21 protein-coding genes are annotated in these 20,881 nt (G+C 47.2%); all 21 read left to right on the top strand.

Translation table 11 applies throughout. The annotated features are described in order from the left end of the window. The first annotated feature begins 139 nt into the window (after positions 1-139). The 21 genes from MHH25_RS28015 to MHH25_RS27915 all read left to right on the top strand — a co-directional run bounded on the left by MHH25_RS28015 (position 140) and on the right by MHH25_RS27915 (position 20,748). Complete coding sequence (locus MHH25_RS28015; RefSeq protein WP_340018644.1) at positions 140-394, top strand: AtpZ/AtpI family protein; 255 nt, start codon at positions 140-142, stop codon at positions 392-394. Further along, positions 387-764 carry an ATP synthase subunit I gene (locus MHH25_RS28010; RefSeq protein ID WP_062836961.1) on the top strand — a complete coding sequence of 126 codons (378 nt, stop codon included), beginning with the start codon at positions 387-389 and terminating at the stop codon, positions 762-764. Before MHH25_RS28015 ends, MHH25_RS28010 begins: the two co-directional genes overlap by 8 nt. A gap of 45 nt (positions 765-809) precedes the next feature. Next, positions 810-1,628 carry a F0F1 ATP synthase subunit A gene (gene atpB, locus MHH25_RS28005; protein WP_221821822.1) on the top strand — a complete coding sequence of 273 codons (819 nt, stop codon included), beginning with the start codon at positions 810-812 and terminating at the stop codon, positions 1,626-1,628. A gap of 78 nt (positions 1,629-1,706) precedes the next feature. Beyond that, a complete protein-coding gene (gene atpE, locus MHH25_RS28000; protein ID WP_017691934.1) occupies positions 1,707-1,931 on the top strand; it encodes a F0F1 ATP synthase subunit C in 225 nt (74 codons plus the stop codon). Positions 1,932-2,044: 113 nt separating this feature from the next. Next, on the top strand, positions 2,045-2,533 hold the full coding sequence (atpF, locus tag MHH25_RS27995; RefSeq protein WP_036612568.1) for a F0F1 ATP synthase subunit B: 489 nt from the start codon (positions 2,045-2,047) through the stop codon (positions 2,531-2,533). Then, entirely contained in the window at positions 2,530-3,078 is a 549-nt protein-coding gene (locus MHH25_RS27990; RefSeq protein ID WP_036612565.1) for a F0F1 ATP synthase subunit delta, read from the top strand. Before atpF ends, MHH25_RS27990 begins: the two co-directional genes overlap by 4 nt. Positions 3,079-3,094: 16 nt before the next feature. Next, positions 3,095-4,609 (top strand): F0F1 ATP synthase subunit alpha, encoded by a 1,515-nt coding sequence (atpA, locus tag MHH25_RS27985; protein WP_047840700.1) that lies wholly within the window; start codon positions 3,095-3,097, stop codon positions 4,607-4,609. 168 nt (positions 4,610-4,777) lie between these two features. Beyond that, positions 4,778-5,650, top strand: a complete 873-nt coding sequence (gene atpG, locus MHH25_RS27980) for an ATP synthase F1 subunit gamma (RefSeq protein ID WP_340018643.1) — start codon at positions 4,778-4,780, stop codon at positions 5,648-5,650. Between the two features lie 93 nt (positions 5,651-5,743). Beyond that, the gene (gene atpD / locus MHH25_RS27975; protein WP_036612557.1) at positions 5,744-7,147 is read left to right on the top strand and encodes a F0F1 ATP synthase subunit beta; all 1,404 of its coding nucleotides are present in this window, start codon (positions 5,744-5,746) and stop codon (positions 7,145-7,147) included. Between the two features lie 60 nt (positions 7,148-7,207). Next, entirely contained in the window at positions 7,208-7,612 is a 405-nt protein-coding gene (locus MHH25_RS27970) for a F0F1 ATP synthase subunit epsilon (RefSeq protein ID WP_036612555.1), read from the top strand. A 606-nt stretch (positions 7,613-8,218) separates the two neighbouring features. Beyond that, positions 8,219-8,476 (top strand): DUF1146 family protein, encoded by a 258-nt coding sequence (locus MHH25_RS27965; protein ID WP_017691941.1) that lies wholly within the window; start codon positions 8,219-8,221, stop codon positions 8,474-8,476. Positions 8,477-8,998: 522 nt separating this feature from the next. Continuing rightward, positions 8,999-10,345 (top strand): UDP-N-acetylglucosamine 1-carboxyvinyltransferase, encoded by a 1,347-nt coding sequence (gene murA / locus MHH25_RS27960; protein WP_017691942.1) that lies wholly within the window; start codon positions 8,999-9,001, stop codon positions 10,343-10,345. A 467-nt stretch (positions 10,346-10,812) separates the two neighbouring features. Beyond that, positions 10,813-12,153: a stage II sporulation protein D gene (gene spoIID, locus MHH25_RS27955; protein WP_340018642.1), complete on the top strand. Its 1,341-nt coding sequence runs from the start codon at positions 10,813-10,815 to the stop codon at positions 12,151-12,153. 1,007 nt (positions 12,154-13,160) lie between these two features. Next, the gene (locus tag MHH25_RS27950; RefSeq protein ID WP_192134995.1) at positions 13,161-13,901 is read left to right on the top strand and encodes a M23 family metallopeptidase; all 741 of its coding nucleotides are present in this window, start codon (positions 13,161-13,163) and stop codon (positions 13,899-13,901) included. A 170-nt stretch (positions 13,902-14,071) separates the two neighbouring features. Continuing rightward, the gene (spoIIID, locus tag MHH25_RS27945; protein ID WP_024632710.1) at positions 14,072-14,359 is read left to right on the top strand and encodes a sporulation transcriptional regulator SpoIIID; all 288 of its coding nucleotides are present in this window, start codon (positions 14,072-14,074) and stop codon (positions 14,357-14,359) included. 219 nt (positions 14,360-14,578) lie between these two features. After that, positions 14,579-15,577 carry a rod shape-determining protein gene (locus MHH25_RS27940; protein WP_036612542.1) on the top strand — a complete coding sequence of 333 codons (999 nt, stop codon included), beginning with the start codon at positions 14,579-14,581 and terminating at the stop codon, positions 15,575-15,577. Positions 15,578-15,679: 102 nt separating this feature from the next. Beyond that, a complete protein-coding gene (locus tag MHH25_RS27935) occupies positions 15,680-16,564 on the top strand; it encodes a flagellar hook-basal body protein (protein ID WP_340018641.1) in 885 nt (294 codons plus the stop codon). 353 nt (positions 16,565-16,917) lie between these two features. Then, positions 16,918-17,757, top strand: a complete 840-nt coding sequence (locus tag MHH25_RS27930) for a flagellar hook-basal body protein (protein ID WP_076319216.1) — start codon at positions 16,918-16,920, stop codon at positions 17,755-17,757. 12 nt (positions 17,758-17,769) lie between these two features. After that, a complete protein-coding gene (locus MHH25_RS27925) occupies positions 17,770-17,994 on the top strand; it encodes a DNA-directed RNA polymerase subunit beta (RefSeq protein ID WP_017691949.1) in 225 nt (74 codons plus the stop codon). Between the two features lie 488 nt (positions 17,995-18,482). Continuing rightward, positions 18,483-18,914: a 3-hydroxyacyl-ACP dehydratase FabZ gene (fabZ, locus tag MHH25_RS27920; RefSeq protein ID WP_036613058.1), complete on the top strand. Its 432-nt coding sequence runs from the start codon at positions 18,483-18,485 to the stop codon at positions 18,912-18,914. A 112-nt stretch (positions 18,915-19,026) separates the two neighbouring features. Next, positions 19,027-20,748: a phospho-sugar mutase gene (locus tag MHH25_RS27915; protein WP_047840692.1), complete on the top strand. Its 1,722-nt coding sequence runs from the start codon at positions 19,027-19,029 to the stop codon at positions 20,746-20,748. Positions 20,749-20,881: the final 133 nt, after the last annotated feature.

Genomic DNA, 20,881 nt, shown 5'->3' with positions numbered 1-20,881 from the left:
TGTACGGTTTACGCGGGTTTATGGGCTTTGAGGGTCTGTATTCCCGTCGTTTTCCCCTTTAAAACGCTAAAATCATTCAATTGACAAAGGCTCTCATCATTCAGTAAAATTAACTGGGATTGCAAGGGTGGCGTGGAAAATGGCCGATTCGAACAAACCAAATTCATCCCGTAACCATGACGATAATGTATGGAAAGCGATGGGACTCGTGACAGCTTTTGGGATCGAGGTTGCCATTCTCGCTGTTGCCGGATATTACGCTGGCTCCTGGTTGGACAAGACCATCGGAGGTAACGGAATATGGATCGCCGTAAGCGTTCTCTTTTTTCTTGCGGCAGGCGGTGTAAGCATCTACTTTATCGCGAAAAAATTCATGGGGGAAAGTGATGAGTGAACTAACCAGATACCGCAGATCGATGACTGTTTTCATCATGTACTTTCTTATGATTTGTTTTCTCGCAGCGGCCTTTATGCCACGTGTGGAGACAATTGCTTTGGGACTGGCCCTGGGTACAGGAATTAGCTGGATCAATGCATTTTACTTGGGCTACAAAGTAAGGAAAATGTCTGATGATGCGGCAGAAGGTAACTTGAAGCGTGTGAACCTGGGATTTTTGACAAGAGCGGCACTCGCTGTGCTCGGTATATTCATATCGATGCGCTTTCCGCAGTACTTCAATACATATGCGGTTGCAGGCGGTCTCGTCATTGCACAATTTTCCTTACTGATTATAGGGATTGTCCATTCCCGCAGAGCAGAATGATGTTAAGGGCTGCAGCTTTCAAGTCGAGAAAGGGGTGAGAAAAATATGCATGAAGCTCCAATTATTATGCTTGGCGGATTTCGACTGGATCTATCGGTTCTGTTGATGCTGGTAGTTACAGGTGCAATTGTTTTTATTTTTGCTGTACTGGCAACACGGAGATTATCCGTTGAAAATCCCGGCAAGCTGCAAAATTTTATGGAGTGGGCAGTAGAATTCGTCCGCAATCTGATTTCCAGCACAATGGATATGAAGAAAGGTAAACATTTTATCTCTCTCGCTCTTTCCATGATTATGTTCATTTTTGTAGGGAACATGCTCGGCCTTCCGCTCGTGGCTGTATCTGAGGTAACAGATGTTAATCAGGCACAGGTATTCGGTAAGCCGATTGTTACAGCGGTGGAGGCGTTTGAAAAAGCGCATGCCAAGGACCCTGAAGCACACCCACACGTTGAATTGGCTTGGTGGAAATCACCAACAGCCGACTTGTCTGTAACGATGGGACTAGCTCTTGTAGCGTTCCTTGTATCTCATGGACTAGGATTGTTCCGCAACACAAAAGGATATCTCCAGCATTACCTGAAGCCATTCGCCTTGTTCTTGCCAATCAACTTGATTGAGACGGCATCCAAGCTGTTGACACACGGTATGCGTCTATTCGCGAATATCTTCGCGGGTGAGGTACTGATCGCAACGATCCTGAAACTGACCACATTTAAAGTGTTTGGTGCTATTGCAGCGATTCCGCTACTTATGGTGTGGCAAGGCTTTAGTATCTTTATCGGCGCGATCCAGGCATTTGTGTTTGTTATCTTGATGATGGTGTACATTTCACAGAGCATCGAGACGCACGACGAGCATTAAGTTTCAAGCCCTACGAAGATTTCTTCACCAGGCTGAACAATAAAAAATTCGATTTATCATTTTAAGGAGGATATACAAATGGGAGCAATGGCATTAATCGCAGCAGCAATTGTTGCAGGACTGGGCGCGTTTGGCGCAGGTATTGGTAACGGTATGGTAATCAGCAAAACGGTGGAAGGTATTGCCCGTCAACCAGAAGCTAAATCCACTCTTCAAACAACAATGTTTATCGGTGTAGGTTTGATCGAGGTATTGCCGATCATCGGTGTGGTACTCGCGTTCATGTTCTACGGTATGGCTTAATTAAATTTTAAAGGTTTGGCGGGGAAGGCCATAGCCATCCGCGCCTTCTTTTTAGGTAATGTCCGTTCTAACGGATGACGTTTCAAGGATACCTCCAGGAAGGAGTGAACAGATTGAGTTTCATATGGGAAAATACGCTTCTTGCGATTGTTGCATTTGCAATTTTATATTGGCTGCTTAGCCGTTATGCCTTCGGGCCTTTGTTCTCCATTATGGAAAAACGTCGTGAACTCGTGATGACGCAGATGAATGAGGCTGCACAGACTCGGGAACAGGCCATTGCCTATGTGGAGGAACAAAAACAAGCTCTTGAGCAAGCACGTCAAGATGCTTACGACATCATTGAACAGTCCAAACAAACGGGTGGCAAACAAGCTGAATCGATTTTGGCTGATGCAAAAGCTGAAGCTAATCGTCTGAAAGACGATGCAGTACGCGAAATCGAGAGCGAGAAGAACAAAGCAGTCGCAGCACTTCGCAGCGAACTGGGTACAGCTTCCGTTCAGATTGCATCCAAGTTGATCAAAAAAGAAGTTGAGAACGGTCCTGCACAAGAAGAGCTTGTGAACCAATACCTCAATGAGGTAGGAGGCCGACAATGAGCCGCGATACGATTGTTGCCAAGCGTTATGCGAAAGCATTGTTCGAAGTTGCTCTTCAGCAACAGCAGGTGCTTGAGGTTGAACAGGAACTGGTTGCAGTAGTCAGTGCATTGACCGGAGATGCAGATATCGAGAAATTTATCGTATCCCCTAATATTTCTGATGAAGCCAAGCAGAACGTGATTCACTCAAGTCTTGATGGCAAGGTATCCGATTCAGTCCTTCGTACAGTCTTGTTGTTGATTGAGCGCGGACGCGTTGAATTGCTGGGAGACTTGCTGAATGATTATCGGAAGATCCAAGGTGAGTCGCTGGGCATCGCTGATGCACGTGTCTATTCGACTTATGCGTTGAATGATGAAGAAAAAGAAGCGGTAGCCCGTGAATTCGGTGGCCGTGTGAATAAAAAGATTCGTATCGAGAACATTGTTGATCCGACTCTGCTGGGCGGATTGAAAGTCGCCATTGGCGATACGATCTATGACGGCAGCTTGGCTGGCAAGCTCGAACGTCTTGAGCAGTCTTTTAACAGACGAGTACAGTAGATTGGGGTGAGGACACTTGAGTATCAAACCAGAAGAAATCAGTACATTAATTAAGAGCCAAATCGAACAATACAAGACCGATATCGATGTAGTCGAAGTCGGAACGGTAATCGAGGTTGGTGATGGTATTGCTCGTGTTTACGGACTTGAGAACGTCATGTCCAACGAGTTGGTTGAATTCCCAAGCGGTGTTATGGGACTCGCCATGAACGTCGAAGAAAGCAATGTCGGTGTCGTTATCCTGGGACCTTACTACGATATTCGTGAAGGTGACCAAGTGAAACGTACTGGTCAAATCATGCAAGTGCCTGTAGGCGAAGCATTGATTGGACGCGTTGTGAACCCGCTCGGTATTCCTGTAGATGGCAAAGGGCCAATCGCTACAACGGAATTCCGTCCGGTTGAAGGTAAAGCACCAGGCGTAATGGATCGTAAATCGGTTCATGAGCCGATGCAAACAGGGATCAAAGCCATTGATGCAATGGTTCCAATCGGTCGCGGACAACGGGAGTTGATCATCGGTGACCGTCAAACAGGTAAAACATCCATCGCGATTGATGCGATCTTGAACCAAAAAGGTAGCGGCATGAAGTGTATCTATGTGGCTATTGGTCAGAAACAGTCTACGGTTGCTCAAGTTGTGGAAACTCTTCGTCGTAAAGGCGCAATGGAGTACACAATTGTTGTAACTGCAGCAGCTTCCGATCCATCACCACTCTTGTACATCGCACCGTATTCCGGTTGTTCGATGGGTGAGTACTTCATGTACAAAGGCGAGCACGTTCTGGTTATCTATGATGACTTGACCAAACAAGCCTCTGCATATCGTGAGCTTTCCTTGTTGCTTCGTCGTCCACCGGGCCGTGAGGCTTATCCGGGTGACGTCTTCTACCTGCACTCCCGTTTGCTGGAGCGTGCTGCGAAGCTGAATGATGAACTTGGTGGTGGTTCTTTAACCGCACTTCCGTTTATTGAAACACAAGCTTCCGACGTATCTGCATACATTCCAACGAACGTAATCTCCATCACGGACGGACAAATCTTCCTGGAAGCTGACTTGTTCAATGCTGGACAACGTCCGGCCATCAACGTAGGTATTTCCGTATCCCGTGTCGGTGGTTCTGCTCAGATCAAAGCGATGAAAAAGGTTGCAGGTTCCCTGCGTCTCGACCTCGCTCAATATCGTGAGCTTCAAGCGTTCTCCCAGTTTGGTTCCGATCTGGATAAAGCGACTCAGGCCCGCCTGAATCGTGGTGCGCGTATGATGGAAATCCTGAAGCAAGGTGTTAACCAGCCGCTGCCTGTAGAACAACAGGTTGTCAGCTTGTACACTGCGGTTAAAGGATTCCTGGATGAGATTCCAACAGGTGATGTTACTCGTTTCGAACGTGAGTTCCTCGCGTTCATGGAGAGCAGCCATCCGGAGATTCTTGCATCCATCCGTGATACTAAAGAATTGACTGCAGACAACGAAAATGCACTGAAAGGTGCAATTGAGAAGTTCAGAAAGAGCTTTGCTGTCTCTGTCTAAATAAATGATTGCAGGTGCGGAGTTGTCTAACCGATTCCGCATGTCTGCATGTAATACTTTGACTCTGTCAAAAAAGATGATGCTTACGAAGTAACTTTGACCCCGTCAAAGTAGGGTTGTGCTTACGATGTAGTTTTGACTCTGTCAAAACTTTAAGGTGGTGAAATCATGGCAAAAGGCATGCGCGAAATTAAGCGGCAAATTAAAAGCGTACAAAGCACCAAGCAGATCACCAAAGCAATGGAGATGGTAGCTGCTGCAAAACTACGTAAAGCGCAGGAAAAAGCGGAAGCAGCCCGTCCTTATTCGGAGAAACTGAAAGAAGTTGTAGCTAGTATTGCATCAAGCACGCAAGGTATACAGCATCCGATGCTGGAGAGCCGTCCGGTCAAAAAGACAGCTTACCTGATCATTACATCGGACCGTGGTCTTGCAGGTGGATACAATGCGAACGTTTTGCGTCAGGTTAATCAGACGCTCAAAGAGCGCCACAACTCCCAGGATGACTACGAATTGTTCGTCATTGGACGTAAAGGACGCGATTACTTCAGACGTCGTGAAATTGCGATGGCATCCACAACAACGGATCTGTCGGATTCGCCTTCATTTGCAGACATCAAATCCATCGCACACGAAGCTGTTCATGGGTTTGAACTGGCTGAATTTGATGAATTGTACATTTGTTATAACCGCTTTGTGAATGCGTTGACCCAGATTCCTACGGTAGAAAAACTTCTTCCGATGGAAACACCTGAGGTAACTGCTGCGGAAGGACCAACGGCAAGCTACGAATACGAGCCGTCTGCTGAGGCTGTACTGGAGGTTCTGCTTCCGCGTTACGCGGAAACGCTGATCTATGGTGCGCTTTTGAACGGTAAGGCGAGTGAGCTAGGCGCGAAAATGACGGCGATGGGTAATGCAACCAAAAATGCATCCAAAATGATTAACGAATTGTCATTGACCTATAACCGTGCCCGTCAAGCGGCGATTACGCAGGAGATTACGGAAATTGTGGCAGGTGCCAACGCAGCACAAGGCTAACTGTTTTTATTAATGAAGGCTTGCAGAGCAAAGATAAACGAACGGTACATTATTTTTGCAAAAGTAGCAGGCTTGTAGGAGGGGAACGTTAAGATGAACAAAGGACGCGTTGTGAGCATCATGGGTCCGGTTGTTGACGTCGAGTTTGATCGCGGCGGTCTGCCGGAAATCCTCAATGCCATTACGATCACTACAGTAAGTGAGAGCGGCGTAAGTGTGAACCTTACACTCGAAGCTTCGAGACATCTGGGTGACAACCGAGTACGTTGTATTGCGATGTCCTCCACGGATGGACTTGTTCGTGGTATGGAAGCTTTAGATACAGGAGCACCAATCTCTGTACCCGTCGGAGAAGCAACACTGGGTCGTGTATTTAACGTACTCGGCGAAGCAATTGATACTGGCGGTGCCGTAGCTGCTGAGCACAAGAACCCGATTCACCGTTCAGCACCTGCATTTGATGAACTGACTACCCAAGCAGAAATGCTGGAGACAGGAATCAAAGTTATCGACTTGCTTGCTCCTTACGCTAAAGGTGGTAAAATCGGTCTCTTCGGTGGTGCCGGTGTAGGTAAGACGGTAACCATTCAGGAATTGATCAACAACATCGCACAAGAGCACGGCGGTATCTCCGTATTTGCGGGTGTTGGTGAGCGTACACGTGAAGGTAATGACTTGTATCACGAGATGAGTGATTCCGGCGTTATCAACAAAACAGCAATGGTCTTCGGACAAATGAACGAGCCTCCAGGCGCACGTCTTCGTGTAGCCCTCACAGGTCTGACGATGGCGGAATACTTCCGTGATGAAGAAGGCCGTGACGTGTTGCTCTTTATCGATAATATCTTCCGTTTCACCCAAGCGGGTTCAGAAGTATCTGCCTTGCTTGGACGTATGCCTTCCGCGGTAGGTTACCAACCTACGCTGGCAACAGAAATGGGTCAACTGCAAGAACGTATCACATCAACGAAAAAAGGTTCTGTAACATCCATCCAGGCCATCTACGTGCCTGCGGATGACTACACTGACCCGGCTCCTGCAACGACGTTTGCCCACTTGGATGCAACGACGAACTTGGAGCGTAAAATTTCCGAGATGGGTATCTACCCTGCGGTAGATCCACTGGCTTCCAGCTCCCGGATCTTGTCCCCTGAAGTTGTAGGTGAAGAACACTACAGCGTAGCTCAAGGCGTTAAACGTATCTTGGCACGTTACAATGAATTGCAAGATATCATTGCAATCCTGGGTATGGACGAGTTGAGTGAAGAAGATAGAGCGCTTGTATACCGTGCTCGTAAAATCCAACGTTTCTTGTCCCAGCCTTTCCACGTTGCTGAAGCATTTAACGGTATTCCAGGTAAATACGTTCCGGTTAAAGAAACGGTGCGCAGCTTTAAAGAGATTCTCGAAGGTAAGTATGATGATCTTCCGGAAGCAGCTTTCCTCTTTGTTGGTACAATTGAAGAGGCAGTGGAGAAAGCCAAAACACTGGTTTAGTCTGAATCCAGGATTGTCCTTATGTGGGCTATCCTTCGGATAGTTTCAGGAGGGATGGAATTGAGCACCTTTTTGTTGGAAATCGTAACACCCGAGCGTTTGGTCTATTCAGAACAGGTGAATAGCATTACGGCTCGTGGTATTGAAGGGGAACTGGGCATTCTGCCAGGTCATATTCCTATGGTTACACCTTTGCAGATTGCACCAATCTATATCCATAACGGAAAAGAAAATAAACGAGTTGCTATCGGTGGCGGGTTTATCGAAGTTCGTAAAGATAAGGTTGTTGTACTCGCAGAGAGTGCTGAATTCCCGGAAAGCATTGATGTGGATCGTGCGCGTGCGGCGAAAGAGCGGGCAGAACGTCGGCTTGCAAGCCAAAGCAATCAGGACCACTTTGATCACCGTCGTGCAGAGATTGCGCTGCAAAAAGCGGTTAACCGGATTAATGTGTTCGGCAAATAAACGATTCTTTGAAGCCTGGCGGCTTAGTCTGCCGGGCTTTTTTGAGTTTGTTTAATAGAATTGTTTTATCGAATATATCAAAAGGGCTGACCACAAATCCATCCTATCCCTTCAGTAAACAGAAGTATTTTAAGCAAAATATTCACCGATTATGATTATTTGAATAGAATGTAGGACTAAAGTAGTGGGCGCATTTACCACTAAGAGAACCATTTTTTTCATGAGTAAATTTAAATTATTTCCGAGGAAATGACAGAATCGATATCGAAATAGCGCTCTTTTATGTCGTTTTAGTCACAAAATCCCGGCATTTTAAAATTAAAATATTTTAGAAGTGGAAATCAATGTAATTGACAATGTATGATGAAAGAGCCTATATTCCATAGAGTCAGCAGAAGCAGGAAGCTGCGTAGTAGATTCCATAGTCATGCACAGCCGCATTGTTGCTGCTCGGTGATTGGGCATCAGGAGATTCCTGCCTGGCAGGAGTAAATCTGACAGTACGCTCAGTATGTTGTGCTTAAGACATTCCAGTATACTAACAAGTTATGGGTGCCGGGCATATGATATGCTGATCGCTGCAACAAATGTGGAGGTAAAGAATATATGGATACTGATCTGACGAATCAGGTGAACCAAGCATTAAGCACCAATGGCTTGGTCTCAATCATCGTCTCCCTGTTATGTATTGCGTTGTCTTGGTGGGCTTTGACAAATCTCAAACTGGATTTAATCATCAGGCAGCCACGAGGTGCTCAGGGAAGACTGTTGCATTTGTTGCTCGCCATCATTTTGGGGCATGCCGTTGCTGGCTTTGTCATTGACTACTTGTCCTGGACTCAAATGTTGCGTAATTTGTTTTAATGTTGAGATGGTTGGTTAATCATCTGTTAGGTTCTTCAAGCTGCTCATTGTCGAATAACATCGATTAATTGTGTTAACAATTAGAGTATGAGTTGTCGGTAAAGAAATTAAGAAAAAAATGTGACGTAAAATTGGATGAATTTGAGATGTTTTATGTAAAAATGCTTGTATCGTACAATTCAACAATGTTATGATGGAAGTTAGGGAATTCACAATTGTTCACTTATTTTGTAGTTATAAACGGGATATCCGGTTCATGCCGGCTAATAACCATCCCACTCTGTCTGTTCTGATGCTCTGCTGGCTTGTAAGACACTGATTTTTACATGCTGAATAGCAAGATGCACGGCACATGGTATCATTGATATGGATTATAAAAACCAATTCTTTTCTGAACAGACATCTGTGGCAATATGCCAGAATATGTCGAAATTCCACACACAGCAACAGTCCTTTCTAGCATAGTGGGGCTTACGTATTCCGGAATGAAGAAAAGGGAATAAAAGCGCGGAGGGAACCATGATGAGCAAATTTATCGTCCGCGGTGGCAAAAGGTTGACCGGAAGTGTCAAAGTTAGCGGCGCTAAAAATTCTGTTCTTCCGATCATCGCTGCCTCTCTCTTAGGGGAAGAAGGACAAAGCGTTATTATTGACGCGCCTCCTCTAGACGATGTGATGACGATTAACAAGGTGTTGGAATCGCTGGGAGCGGGAGTTACATACCGGGACGAAGTGATTACCGTAAATGCGGAGAAACTTACTTCCTGTGAAGCCCCGTATGAATGGGTAAGTAAAATGCGGGCGTCTTTCCTGGTCATGGGGCCTTTGTTGACTCGAATGGGTCATACAAGAATCTCACTTCCTGGTGGATGTGCCATCGGTACACGGCCTATTGATCAGCATTTGAAAGGTTTTGAAGCCATGGGCGCAGAGATCAGCTTGGGCCAAGGTTATATCGAAGCTCGTAGCCAAGGTCGGTTGCGTGGCGCGAAAATTTATCTGGATGTGGCTTCCGTAGGTGCCACTCAAAATATTATGATGGCTGCAACATTGGCCGAAGGTGTAACTGTTCTGGAGAACGCGGCAAAAGAACCTGAGATTGTGGATCTTGCCAACTTCCTGAATGGGATGGGTGCCATCGTACGTGGTGCTGGTACTGGAGTGATCCGCATTGAAGGTGTGGAGAAACTGACAGGTGTTACACACACCGTTATTCCGGATCGGGTAGAAGCTGGTACGTATATGGCTGCTGCTGCAATTTCGGGCGGTGACGTGTACATTGAAGGTGCAATCTCTGATCATTTAGGCTCCGTTATCGCGAAGCTTGAAGAGATGGGTGTTACAATCCAACCGGATGAGAATGGCGTGCGTGTAATCGCAGATCGCCCTCTTAAGGCTGTGGATGTGAAAACATTACCATACCCAGGATTCCCGACCGATATGCAATCCCAGATGATGGCACTTTTGCTTGCATCTGAAGGAACAAGTGTCGTGACAGAGACTGTTTTTGAAAACCGATTCATGCATGTGGATGAATTCCAATTGATGAATGCGGAGATCAAAGTTGAAGGACGTTCGTCCATCGTCACAGGTAATGCCAAACTGAAGGGTGCCAAAGTAACGGCTACCGATCTGCGTGCGGGTGCCGCACTCATTATTGCAGGTCTTGTTGCTGAAGGTACAACGGAAGTGGGCGGTGTTCATCACATCGACCGTGGCTATGTACATCTCGCTGAGAAGCTTAACGGACTTGGCGCTGACATCTATCGGATCTCGGTTGATGAGCCTAAGCTGGAAGCAACCAAAGCACCTAGTGAAAAAGTGGAGAAAGAAGTACCGATGTTTAAGGTACAACCAACTTTGGCTTAACACTGGATTGAATAGAAAAAATATGGCCCTCTATTATGAGTCACACGGTTGTGTGGATTATGAATGCGATGGAACGTATATTGTAAAAAATGATAAAGCTAAGCCATCTGGCTTGGCTTTTTTTGTGTTTACTTTTAAGAAGACAACGAGATATTTGATACCTGATTCTATTAATAGCTGGTCCTAACTTGTATAGCATAACATCGTATTCTGTATCGATTCTGAACCAAATGAAAGAGCATACTTTATATGGGTGTCGGATCCAGCTAAACACCGGTATACAGCGACAGATCAACGTTTCTATGATGTACATAGCAAAAGAAAACAAGAAATTGAACAGAACGAAAAGGGCCTCGTTTCTCTCAAATCAGGTTCTATCAGATCAAGCCAGCTCATAACCTAAACTATGGATTTGAACAACACGACCGGCACATGACCGGCCATAGATAACGGAGGGTTATATTCGAATGAAAGAAGCTCGTGTACAGGTAAAGGTACCCCTTGTCCCTCGTCCAGGTATGCAAGAGCCAGAGGGAAATACCGTTTCTGGAGTGGAAAAAGACAAGCCTGCCCCATTGAACCTGAGGACTGTTCCATCACAGCCTGCAAGATTATCCAATCCAGGACGGGTGTCGGCAGATGAACTGAACCGAAAGACAACCGAGCATATTCATATACCTGTTATTGAGCTGGACCAGTTCCGCCGAGTGAAGCGTCGCCGAATGCGGACATTTGGACGAAAACCCCGATGGGGACGTAATACGACGCGATGGCAACCTGCTGCCGCTGTATCTGCCTTATTGGCAATGGCGTTACTGATTCCGGTAATTCTGGTATGGCCGCGGACAAGCGAATCACCAAAACCGATCCCTGCTCCAACAGATTCAAGCAGTACAAGAACCCCAGCTCCTGCGCCAGCCGTTCCTGTTACGTACCCTGAACCTAAAGTGCGCGTATACCTGTCTGCAACGGGCACAACGATGAATCTGCCATTGGAAGACTATGTTACCGGGGTTGTGGCAGCTGAGATGCCAGCGGAATTCAGACTGGAGGCGTTAAAGGCGCAGGCAATAGCTGCTCGTACATTTATCGTGCGTAGGTTAGCTGCGAGTGATACAAGCGGTGTGCCATCAGGTGCGGCGGATGTGACGGATACGGTCAGCCATCAGGTGTTTATTCCGCCAGATCAGGTGAAAGCGGATTGGACGCGTCTAGGGAAGGCGAAGGAATGGGAGAAGCTGCAACAGGCTGTGCGCGAAAGTCGAGATACGGTGATGACATATCAGGGCAAGGCAATCACCGCATCCTTTTTTTCCACAAGTAATGGGTATACCGAGAATGCCGAGGATGTATGGGGGAACGCCGTGCCGTATCTGCAAAGTGTAGACAGTCCGTGGGACAAAAACCTGGCACCAGGATTCAAGCAGACCGTTACCATGAAGCGTAACGAGATTCTGCAGAAGTTAAACCTGGATGCCATTCCGGTTACCGCCCAGAAGGGTGGATCGTGGATGAAAGTATTGTCTACAACCAAAGGACATCGGATTAAGGAAATGCAGATCGCAGGTGAGACATTCAGCGGACCCGAGGTTCGTAAACTGCTTGGATTAAGATCCAGCCAGTTCAGTTGGAAGACCACAGGTGACGAAATCCAGATTACAACGTACGGTTACGGTCATGGGGTTGGCATGAGCCAATGGGGAGCAAACGGCATGGCGCAGGAGGGACACACGGCCACCCAAATTCTCAAACACTACTATACCGGCATTTCATTCGGACAGGCATCCAAGATGCTTGCATCGAAGTAGGAGAGATGAACACGGATGGATAAAGCGAAATAATTCGAATGAGTAGGAGTATGTGCGAATGTATACAAATGTATGTGAATGAGAGCAGTTGCACGCTAACGAACCTGGGAGGCCTTATCAGGCGATATTACAACGAATGGAAATTTTAACGAATCTCAGACGCGTTATATCACGACATACCACCGAACTGATTCGATAATAGCGCCCAAAAGAGTGATTAGCGTGTCTACGGTTCGTTAGAATTTCTAAGCCACGATTTCCCCGCCATTAAGGCCGCCTGAGTTCGTTAGAATTATTTTAATATCCTAATCATTAGCAAAATTTAGGTTACTGCCGTTCACTACATGCTCATTCGCAATAAGCAAGCCGAACCAGAACCAGAACCAGAACCAGAACGTTGAAATCAAGTTTCCAAGCCCTAAGGTTAAAAAATTGATTTATGTTCCCTGTCTACCAAGCAACTTCTAACTATACTGTAACCATTCATGATTTAGCTTCTTTCAAATCTAGATGTTGTATTGAACAGTTATTGTTGATGTGGCGTCGCCAATCTCTAATCTCATATCTCGTTTTAACGAACCTAAGGTGGCTTAAAGGGTATTTCATCAGTCACATCCTATATCATTTCGCTCTCACCGATAAATGCACTTCATAGAAGGATCGGCCTCTACAGCCAATCCAGACCAGTCTACCAACACGCATTCCGGAGCTTTCGAGATTCGGCTATATATGCGGAGAGTGCTAGCGTATGGAGAGCGCAGGGGACAGAAAAGACCTGTAGAAGCGAAGCGTCCGCCTTTACTACCGGATTTCACCTTTGAAGAAGGTGATAGAAGAAATCTGGTAGTAACCAGCGGTCGAAAGGTTTTCTGGCCCCGAAGCGGCGCACCAACTAGCTGCACACACACTCCATATATAGCACTCTCTGAAACCTCCGTGAAAATAATTAGAGTCGCGCGTGTATAAAAGAGTTGCACCCGGTAACACTTGTTACTGAGGTGATTAACATGAATGAACAAAACAAAAAAACAAACCAAGAAGAAACTCCTAAAACAACTCAAGGAGTACCGGCTAGTCAGCCCTCTTCATGGAAAAGAGCAATGTCCAAACGCTGGGTCTTCCCGGCAGCCTACATCGCAGCAGCAGGCATTATACTAACCTTAGTGTGGGTCTATCAGGGCACAGGCGACAAAACGCTAAACTCGGACCCTGCTAGCGGGGTAGTAGAAACAGGTGCATCGGCGGGTACAGAAGGAACAACAGTAGGCGGAGAAGAAGAAAGTGTGGAAGTTGTTGCAAAGTCGGAGAATTTTGTATGGCCGGTAGCGGTACCGTCCGAAATTTCGGTAGTAAAACCTTTCTATGATAGCGAAGCTTCAACCGAGGAACATGAAGCGGCAATGGTGCAGTACAATGATACATTCATCCCGAACACAGGTGTGGATCTGGCACGTGGGGATAACAAAACGTTTGAAGTAAAAGCAGCGCTTGCTGGTAAAGTTACCCGGGTTGAGCAAAATCCGCTCACAGGTCAAGTTGTGGAAATCACACATAGCGATAACCTGAAGACGGTGTACCAAAGCTTGGCAGACGTCAAAGTGAAACAGGACGACGAAGTGAAACAGGGAGATGCGATTGCATCCGCTGGCGTCAATGAATTGGGTAAAACGCTTGGCAACCATCTTCACTTTGAAGTGTACGAAGACGGACAGCCGGTTAACCCTCAAGGATATCTTCCGGAAAAATAAATGAATTTTACCGCAGCAACATGACGGGCAGGGGGTTAAACCTCTGCTCTTTTTGTGCTTTTCAGAAAATAATGGGACCTTCGAAGCTTGTCACACCTCTAAACCGCGAATATATAGGCATGCTCCTCATATAATGTACCAAACTATCCACACAGTAGGGAGGCGGGAGCGTGCACGATTACATCAAGGAACGGACCATCAAAATTGGTCGCTGCATTGTTGAGACGAGGAATACGGTCCGTACCATAGCCAAGGAATTCGGCGTGTCAAAGAGTACTGTGCATAAGGATCTGACGGAGCGTCTGCCGGAAATCAACCCTGATCTTGCTGACCAGGTGAAACACATTTTGGAGTATCACAAGTCGATCCGCCATTTGCGGGGCGGGGAAGCGACCAAAATTAAATACAAAAAAACGAGTGGCAAGAAACGTGAGGTGTTGGCTTCCGCCAAATCGTAAGCATCTTCACAAAGACGTAGGGCAAAAAGCTCACACATGCATTGAATCCCTCCCCTGAAGTATGATATGTTAAAAGCTGGTACAGGATCGAATTATGACATCTTATCAGCCCGATTTTTACATATATATGTTGCACTTTGTCGAACGAGCGGTGACGTGATAAGGGACTCTTTTTCACAGGATACGCTGACCAAATAATATCACTTTGGGGGCTCTTTTATGTTTAGCAAGGATATCGGTATTGATCTTGGCACGGCGAACGTGCTTATTCACGTGAAAGGAAGTGGGGTTGTCCTCGATGAACCTTCCGTCGTGACCATTGAAAGAGATACGAAGCGTGTCCTTGCTGTTGGGGAAGAAGCGCGTCGTATGGTGGGGCGTACTCCAGGTAACATTGTTGCAATTAGACCGCTGCGTGACGGCGTTATTGCGGACTTCGAGATTACAGAAGCGATGCTCAGACATTTCATTAATCGTGTGGGTGCAAGAAGCTGGTACAGCCACCCTCGAATTCTGATCTGTGCACCCACGAACATTACTTCCGTGGAGCAGAAGGCCATCCGTGAGGCGGCAGAACGCAGTGGTGCCAAAGAAGTGTTTCTGGAAGAAGAGCCGAAAGCGGCAGCGATCGGTGCGGGAATGGATATTTTTCAGCCGAGCGGCAATATGGTCGTGGATATCGGCGGCGGTACGACTGACGTTGCAGTCCTTTCTATGGGCGACGTGGTCACCGCCTCTTCTATTAAAGTCGCAGGGGACAAGTTCGACGAAGCCATTATCAAGTTTATCAAAGCCAAGTACAAGCTCATGATCGGTGAACGGACCGCTGAAGATATCAAAATTGCGATTGGTACCGTACATCCGGGTGGACATCAAACAGAGATGGACATTCGCGGACGCGATATGGTATCCGGCCTTCCTGTTACCGTAACGATATCGGGAAATGAAGTACAGGAAGCACTTTGGGATTCCGTGCAATCCATCATCGTGGCAGCCAAATCGGTATTGGAACGTACACCGCCTGAATTGTCAGCGGACATTATCGACCGTGGTGTTGTATTGACTGGTGGAGGTGCATTGCTGAACGGACTGGACGAGCTTTTGTCCAATGAATTGCATGTACCGGTATGGGTGGCGGAAGATCCAATGCACTGTGTCGTGAAGGGGACAGGCATAATGCTTAATAATTTGGATCAGGTGGTTAAGAAAAAGTTCTAATCTGCCGATATAAATAGCAAAGGTTCGCCATGCTCGGAAAGCAGAACGGACAAGCAGCCAACCTGTGATGCAGGTCAAGCGCTTGAGGAGAGGGGTTAATTCATGTTAAGAGGTCTGTACACCGCTACTGCGGGAATGATTACGCAACAACGCCGCCATGACACAGCAACACAGAATATCGTAAATATGAACACCACGGGATACAAACAGGTGAACAGCGTAAGCCGTTCCTTCCCGGAAATGCTCATTACTTTGGTAGGCGGAGATGCAAATCTTCCAACAAAGCGGCTGGGCAAGCTGAACACGGGGGTGTTCGCGGAAGAGAGTTTGTCCATGAATTTGCAGGGGACCATTATGGAGACTGGGCAGAAAAATGATTTTTCCATTTCATCCAATATGACGGTCAATGATCCGCAGACTGGACAACCTGTCCCGTTTGACGCATCAGGCAAGTTTGTACGGGCCGATGGCACGGTGACTTACCAGCCTCAGGCGTATTTTACAGTTCAGGATGCAGAAGGTAACACCGGATATACACGCGATGGTCACTTCGAGATCACTGGAACGGGACAATTGCTGAGTTCAACAGGTTCACAAGTGTTGGATAATAATGGACAACCTGTAGTGTTGACAGGTTCTGTGGAGCAATTTAAAGTGGATGAGCAAGGCCGTTTGGTAGATGCAGCAACGGGTACACCAACAGGGGTTACTCTTGGCATTAGTGTCATTGACCAGCCGAATCAACTGGTTCGTCAAGGTAATGGCAATTTCAGTCTCAGCGATGCAAACGGGGCAACGTCCCGGATGATGGCTGCTGGTGATAATGTGCAGATCCGTCAGGGATACCTGGAAGGTTCCAATGTGGATGCCTCACAGGCAACGGTTGATATGAACGCTGCATACCGTGCGTATGAAGCAAACCAGAAGATCGTACAATTCTACGACCGCAGTCTGGATAAAGCCGTCAATGAAGTCGGGCGTGTATAACGCCGACGTTTAAATATAACCGCGCAGCGGAGAGCCTATGCGAGGAATGCGTAGCAGTACCTGAGCGAAGCGACGGTCACGACAGCCCTTTGCGGAGCAAAGCAGGGAAGAGACCCCGCGGAGCTACACGCCGCATAAAGAGCGTGCCGTGCTATGATTCAGCCATGTGAAACGATGGCGGGAATCATAGTCGGGCAGTCGCGGCGCACATACACCACCGCCACTTAGCAAGATCGTACCCCACTTACCTAATCCGCCTGTTTCGGGAGTCCAGAGGGCAGCGCCATCTGGGGCCCTCCCTACTAGGGAGGGTTTGGGAGGGTGGACAGGACACAAGGGAGGGTATACCACCAATGAATAATTCCATGATTAGTGCCAAGGTTTCCATGACTGCCATACAGCAGCGTCTGGATGTCATTTCCGATAATATTGCCAACGTGAATACGGCAGGCTATAAGAGCAAGCAGGCGGCATTCGAGGATGTGCTGACCCGGGTTCAACAACAACCGGACAAGTACAAACTGGATGGGCGTTCCACACCGATGGGATATAACCTCGGTTTTGGTGCTCGTTTGGCAGATGTAACGAAGGATATGTCTCAAGGCCCCTTGAACGAGACTGGTCTTCCGACCGATCTGGCCATTGAAGGAAATGCGATGTTTGCAGTTGAAGCGAATGGGGAGAAAATGTGGACACGTCAGGGTGCATTTCATTTTGTACCTGATACAAGACCTAAGCCTACTCCGAATTCACCTGATATGATGGTGATGGTCAATGGCGAAGGCCACTTTGCCCTGGATCGTCAAGGCAATCGTATTACGGCACCGAATAATAGCAAAGTTGCTTTTGATGAAAATGGCAACCTGTTAATCCGACGCGGTAATGCGGCAAACGCAACCATTGGAGCACAGCTGCAAGTGGTAGACATTGAACGTCCTGAGGGGCTGGTGCAGTTTGCGGATAACCTGTTTGGTCTGGATGCGGGATTAACCGAAGATGATGTATTTGGCGCTAATGCAGCTACACGTCAAGCAGCGGCCTTGATCCGACCAGGATTTCTGGAGCAATCCAACGTTGATCTGACACAGGAGATGTCTTTGCTTATGCAAGGACAGCGGACATATCAGCTGGCGGCAAAGGCGCTAACTTCAAGTGATTCCATGTTGGGTCTTGCCAACAATATGAGAGCGTAAAAGGTGAATGTGATGACAGAAACACAGCAGCAGAACAGTAAGCCGGAGAAAAAGGAAGTCAAGAAGAAGAAGAGTGGATGGCGCATCGCAAGATGGTTCCTGGTTCCGGTCCTGCTTGTTCTTGCCCTCGCTGGCGGAATGGTAGCTGGATATGTGGTACTGGGCAAACAGGATATCGGTTCCGTATGGCAATGGAGTACATGGGAACATGTATATAATCTGGTATTCGCTCCATAATGTAACGAGTTAAGCGAAAACTCCTGCGCAGGCAGGAGTTTTCTTTTTGACGTTGAAAACAGTATAATGATGGATGACGTTTGACGTCACAAAAGAGGCCTCCCCTGCGAAAGACATTCGTCATCGCGAAGAGAGACCCCTTATCTTAACCTTCACTACTGCAGTCATGAAGGATATAACTAGTGTTAACCGAAAATATGCTTTCCATACAAAATTTAAAAATTAAAAACCTTTTATATGAGCTTCGACTTGATCATAATCAGGTTTTCCATGTCCGCACTAAAGTCAGTGAAGGGAACGGAATCGTTCGAAAGAAGCGAAGCGCTCGCCTTTGTTTCCTAATGTTATCCATCTGAAAAATAGTTCAGAAACATTAGGAAACAACAGCGATCGAAAGAACGATCCGTAACCGTAACGGTCACCTATGCGCACATGAAAAATCCATGATGAAGAACGCTCATATAAACATCCTGAGAGGAGATTACACTGTGCTCGATATCAAACAGATTCAAGAAATTATCCCGCATCGTCCGCCGTTCCTGTTGGTGGACAAGATTCTAGAGATTGAGGATGGCAAACGTGCCGTTGGTTTGAAAAACGTAACCATTAACGAACCTTTCTTCATTGGTCATTTCCCAGAGTATCCGGTAATGCCGGGTGTACTGATTACAGAAGCGCTGGCGCAAGTTGGTGCAGTAGCCATTCTGAATCTGGAAGGCAACAAAGGAAAAATCGGCTTTTTGGCGGGACTGGACAACTTCCGATTCCGTGGACAAGTTGTGCCCGGAGATACGTTGATTCTGGAAGTGGAGATTACACGTCTGAAAGGTTCTATTGGTAAAGGTAAAGCAACTGCCCGAGTCAACGACAAAGTGGTCGCTGAAGGCGAGATCATGTTTGCACTGTCTGACCCAAGCTGATTACATATGTGAGCATTGACATCATGCAGGAACGTAGACGGACCGAATGATGCAAGATGCTGAAGTAACTCAGCACACCTGAATTTATATAGACGGAAGGGGTTTTATCGGAATGGAACAGTTAAGCACAGCAGCAGCAGAGACTTTGCAGCAATGGTTGGAGGATGCTTCGATTGATGAAGCAACGAAACAGGAGCTTCGTGACTTGCAGGATCAGCCGAAAGAGCTGGAGGAACGTTTTTACAGAAACCTGGAGTTTGGCACAGGGGGATTGCGCGGAGTCATTGGTGCCGGAAGCAACCGGATGAACCGTTACACCGTAGGTCGGGCAACGCAAGGATTTGCGCGTTATTTGCTTGAGCAACATGGTGACCAAGAAGGCAAACCTTCTGTTGTCATTGCTCATGATTCCCGCCATTTTTCACCTGAATTCACACTGGATGCTGCGCTTGTACTGGCTGGAAACGGCATTGTAGCCAAGCTGTTCCCATCCCTGCGTTCAACTCCTGAGCTGTCATTCGCAGTGCGTCATCAGAAGGCAACTGGAGGGATCGTTGTAACAGCGAGCCATAACCCACCGGAATATAACGGCTACAAAGTATACAATCATGAGGGCGGTCAATTGGTACCGGATGAAGCGGAAAAAGTCATTCAGTACATCCAGGAAGTGCCTTCCCTTGCTGACGTGAAAAAGCTGACGCAAGAAGAAGCAGAAGCTCAAGGACTCCTGATCTGGTTGGGTGAAGACCAAGATCAAGCGTTTGTGGATACCGTAGCGAGCCGCAGTCTGAGCCGTGAACTGATCCAATCCGGCATAGGCCGTGATTTCAAAATCGTTTACACACCGCTACACGGAACAGGCAACATCCCTGTACGTCGCGTGCTGGAGCAGATCGGATTCGAGCAAGTGCACATTGTGGCTGAACAAGAACAGCCAGATGCTGAGTTCTCTACTGTGAAATCCCCTAACCCGGAAGAACGCGAAGCGTTTACGCTTGCAATGAAGCTGGGAGAATCCGTGGGTGCTGACATTCTGATCGGAACAGATCCGGATGCAGACCGTATGGGTGCTGTCGTGAAGGACAATGATGGCAAATATTTCGTCTTGTCCGGTAACCAGTCTGGTGCCATTATGGTACATTACCTGCTCAGTCGCCTGCAAGAGACGGGTACATTGCCAAGTAACGGTGCGGTTGTCAAAACAATCGTAACAAGTGAGATGGGTGCTGTTATTGCTGAACATTACGGTGCAGAAGTGATGAACACACTGACGGGCTTCAAATATATTGGTGAAAAAATGAACCAGTTCGAAGCAACAGGCAGTCATACATTCTTGTTCGGATATGAAGAGAGTTATGGCTACCTTTCCGGTAACTATGCCCGTGACAAGGATGCTGTCCTTGCCTCGATGCTGATTGCTGAAGCAGCTGCGTATTATAAGAGCCAAGGCAAGACGTTGTATGATGTCTTGCAAGAGCTGTACAACCAATTCGGATATTTCTTGGAGAAGCTGGAGTCCCGTACGCTGAAAGGCAAAGACGGCGTGGCTCAGATTCAAGCCAAAATGACGGACTGGCGTTCCAATCCGCCACAAGAAGTAGCGGGAATTGCTGTACAAGATGTACTGGATTACTCCCTTGGTCTGGACGGTCTTCCGAAGGCGGACGTACTGAAGTTCATTTTGGCAGACGGTTCATGGTTCTGCTTGCGCCCTTCAGGAACAGAACCGAAGATCAAAGTATACTTCGCCGTGCGTGGAGAGAATTTGGAAGATGCGGAAAGCTGGATCGAGCGTCTGGTGACTACAGTGATGTCGCGTGTAGACGCACAATAATACGAATGCAACAATGAGCAAGAACATGAGAAGGCCTCTCCGCACCGTAAGGTTGGTTGGCGGAGGGGTTTTTCTTTGAAATAAAGTGTAGATGGTTCTAGCATATAAGAAGGCTTGTTGACACAAGCTGTTT

The organism is Paenibacillus sp. FSL H3-0457, assembly GCF_037981725.1.
Lineage (GTDB): Bacteria > Bacillota > Bacilli > Paenibacillales > Paenibacillaceae > Paenibacillus > Paenibacillus amylolyticus.
The sequence above is the reverse complement of the archived record's forward strand: the minus strand, read 5'-3'. Positions and strand labels throughout refer to the sequence as shown.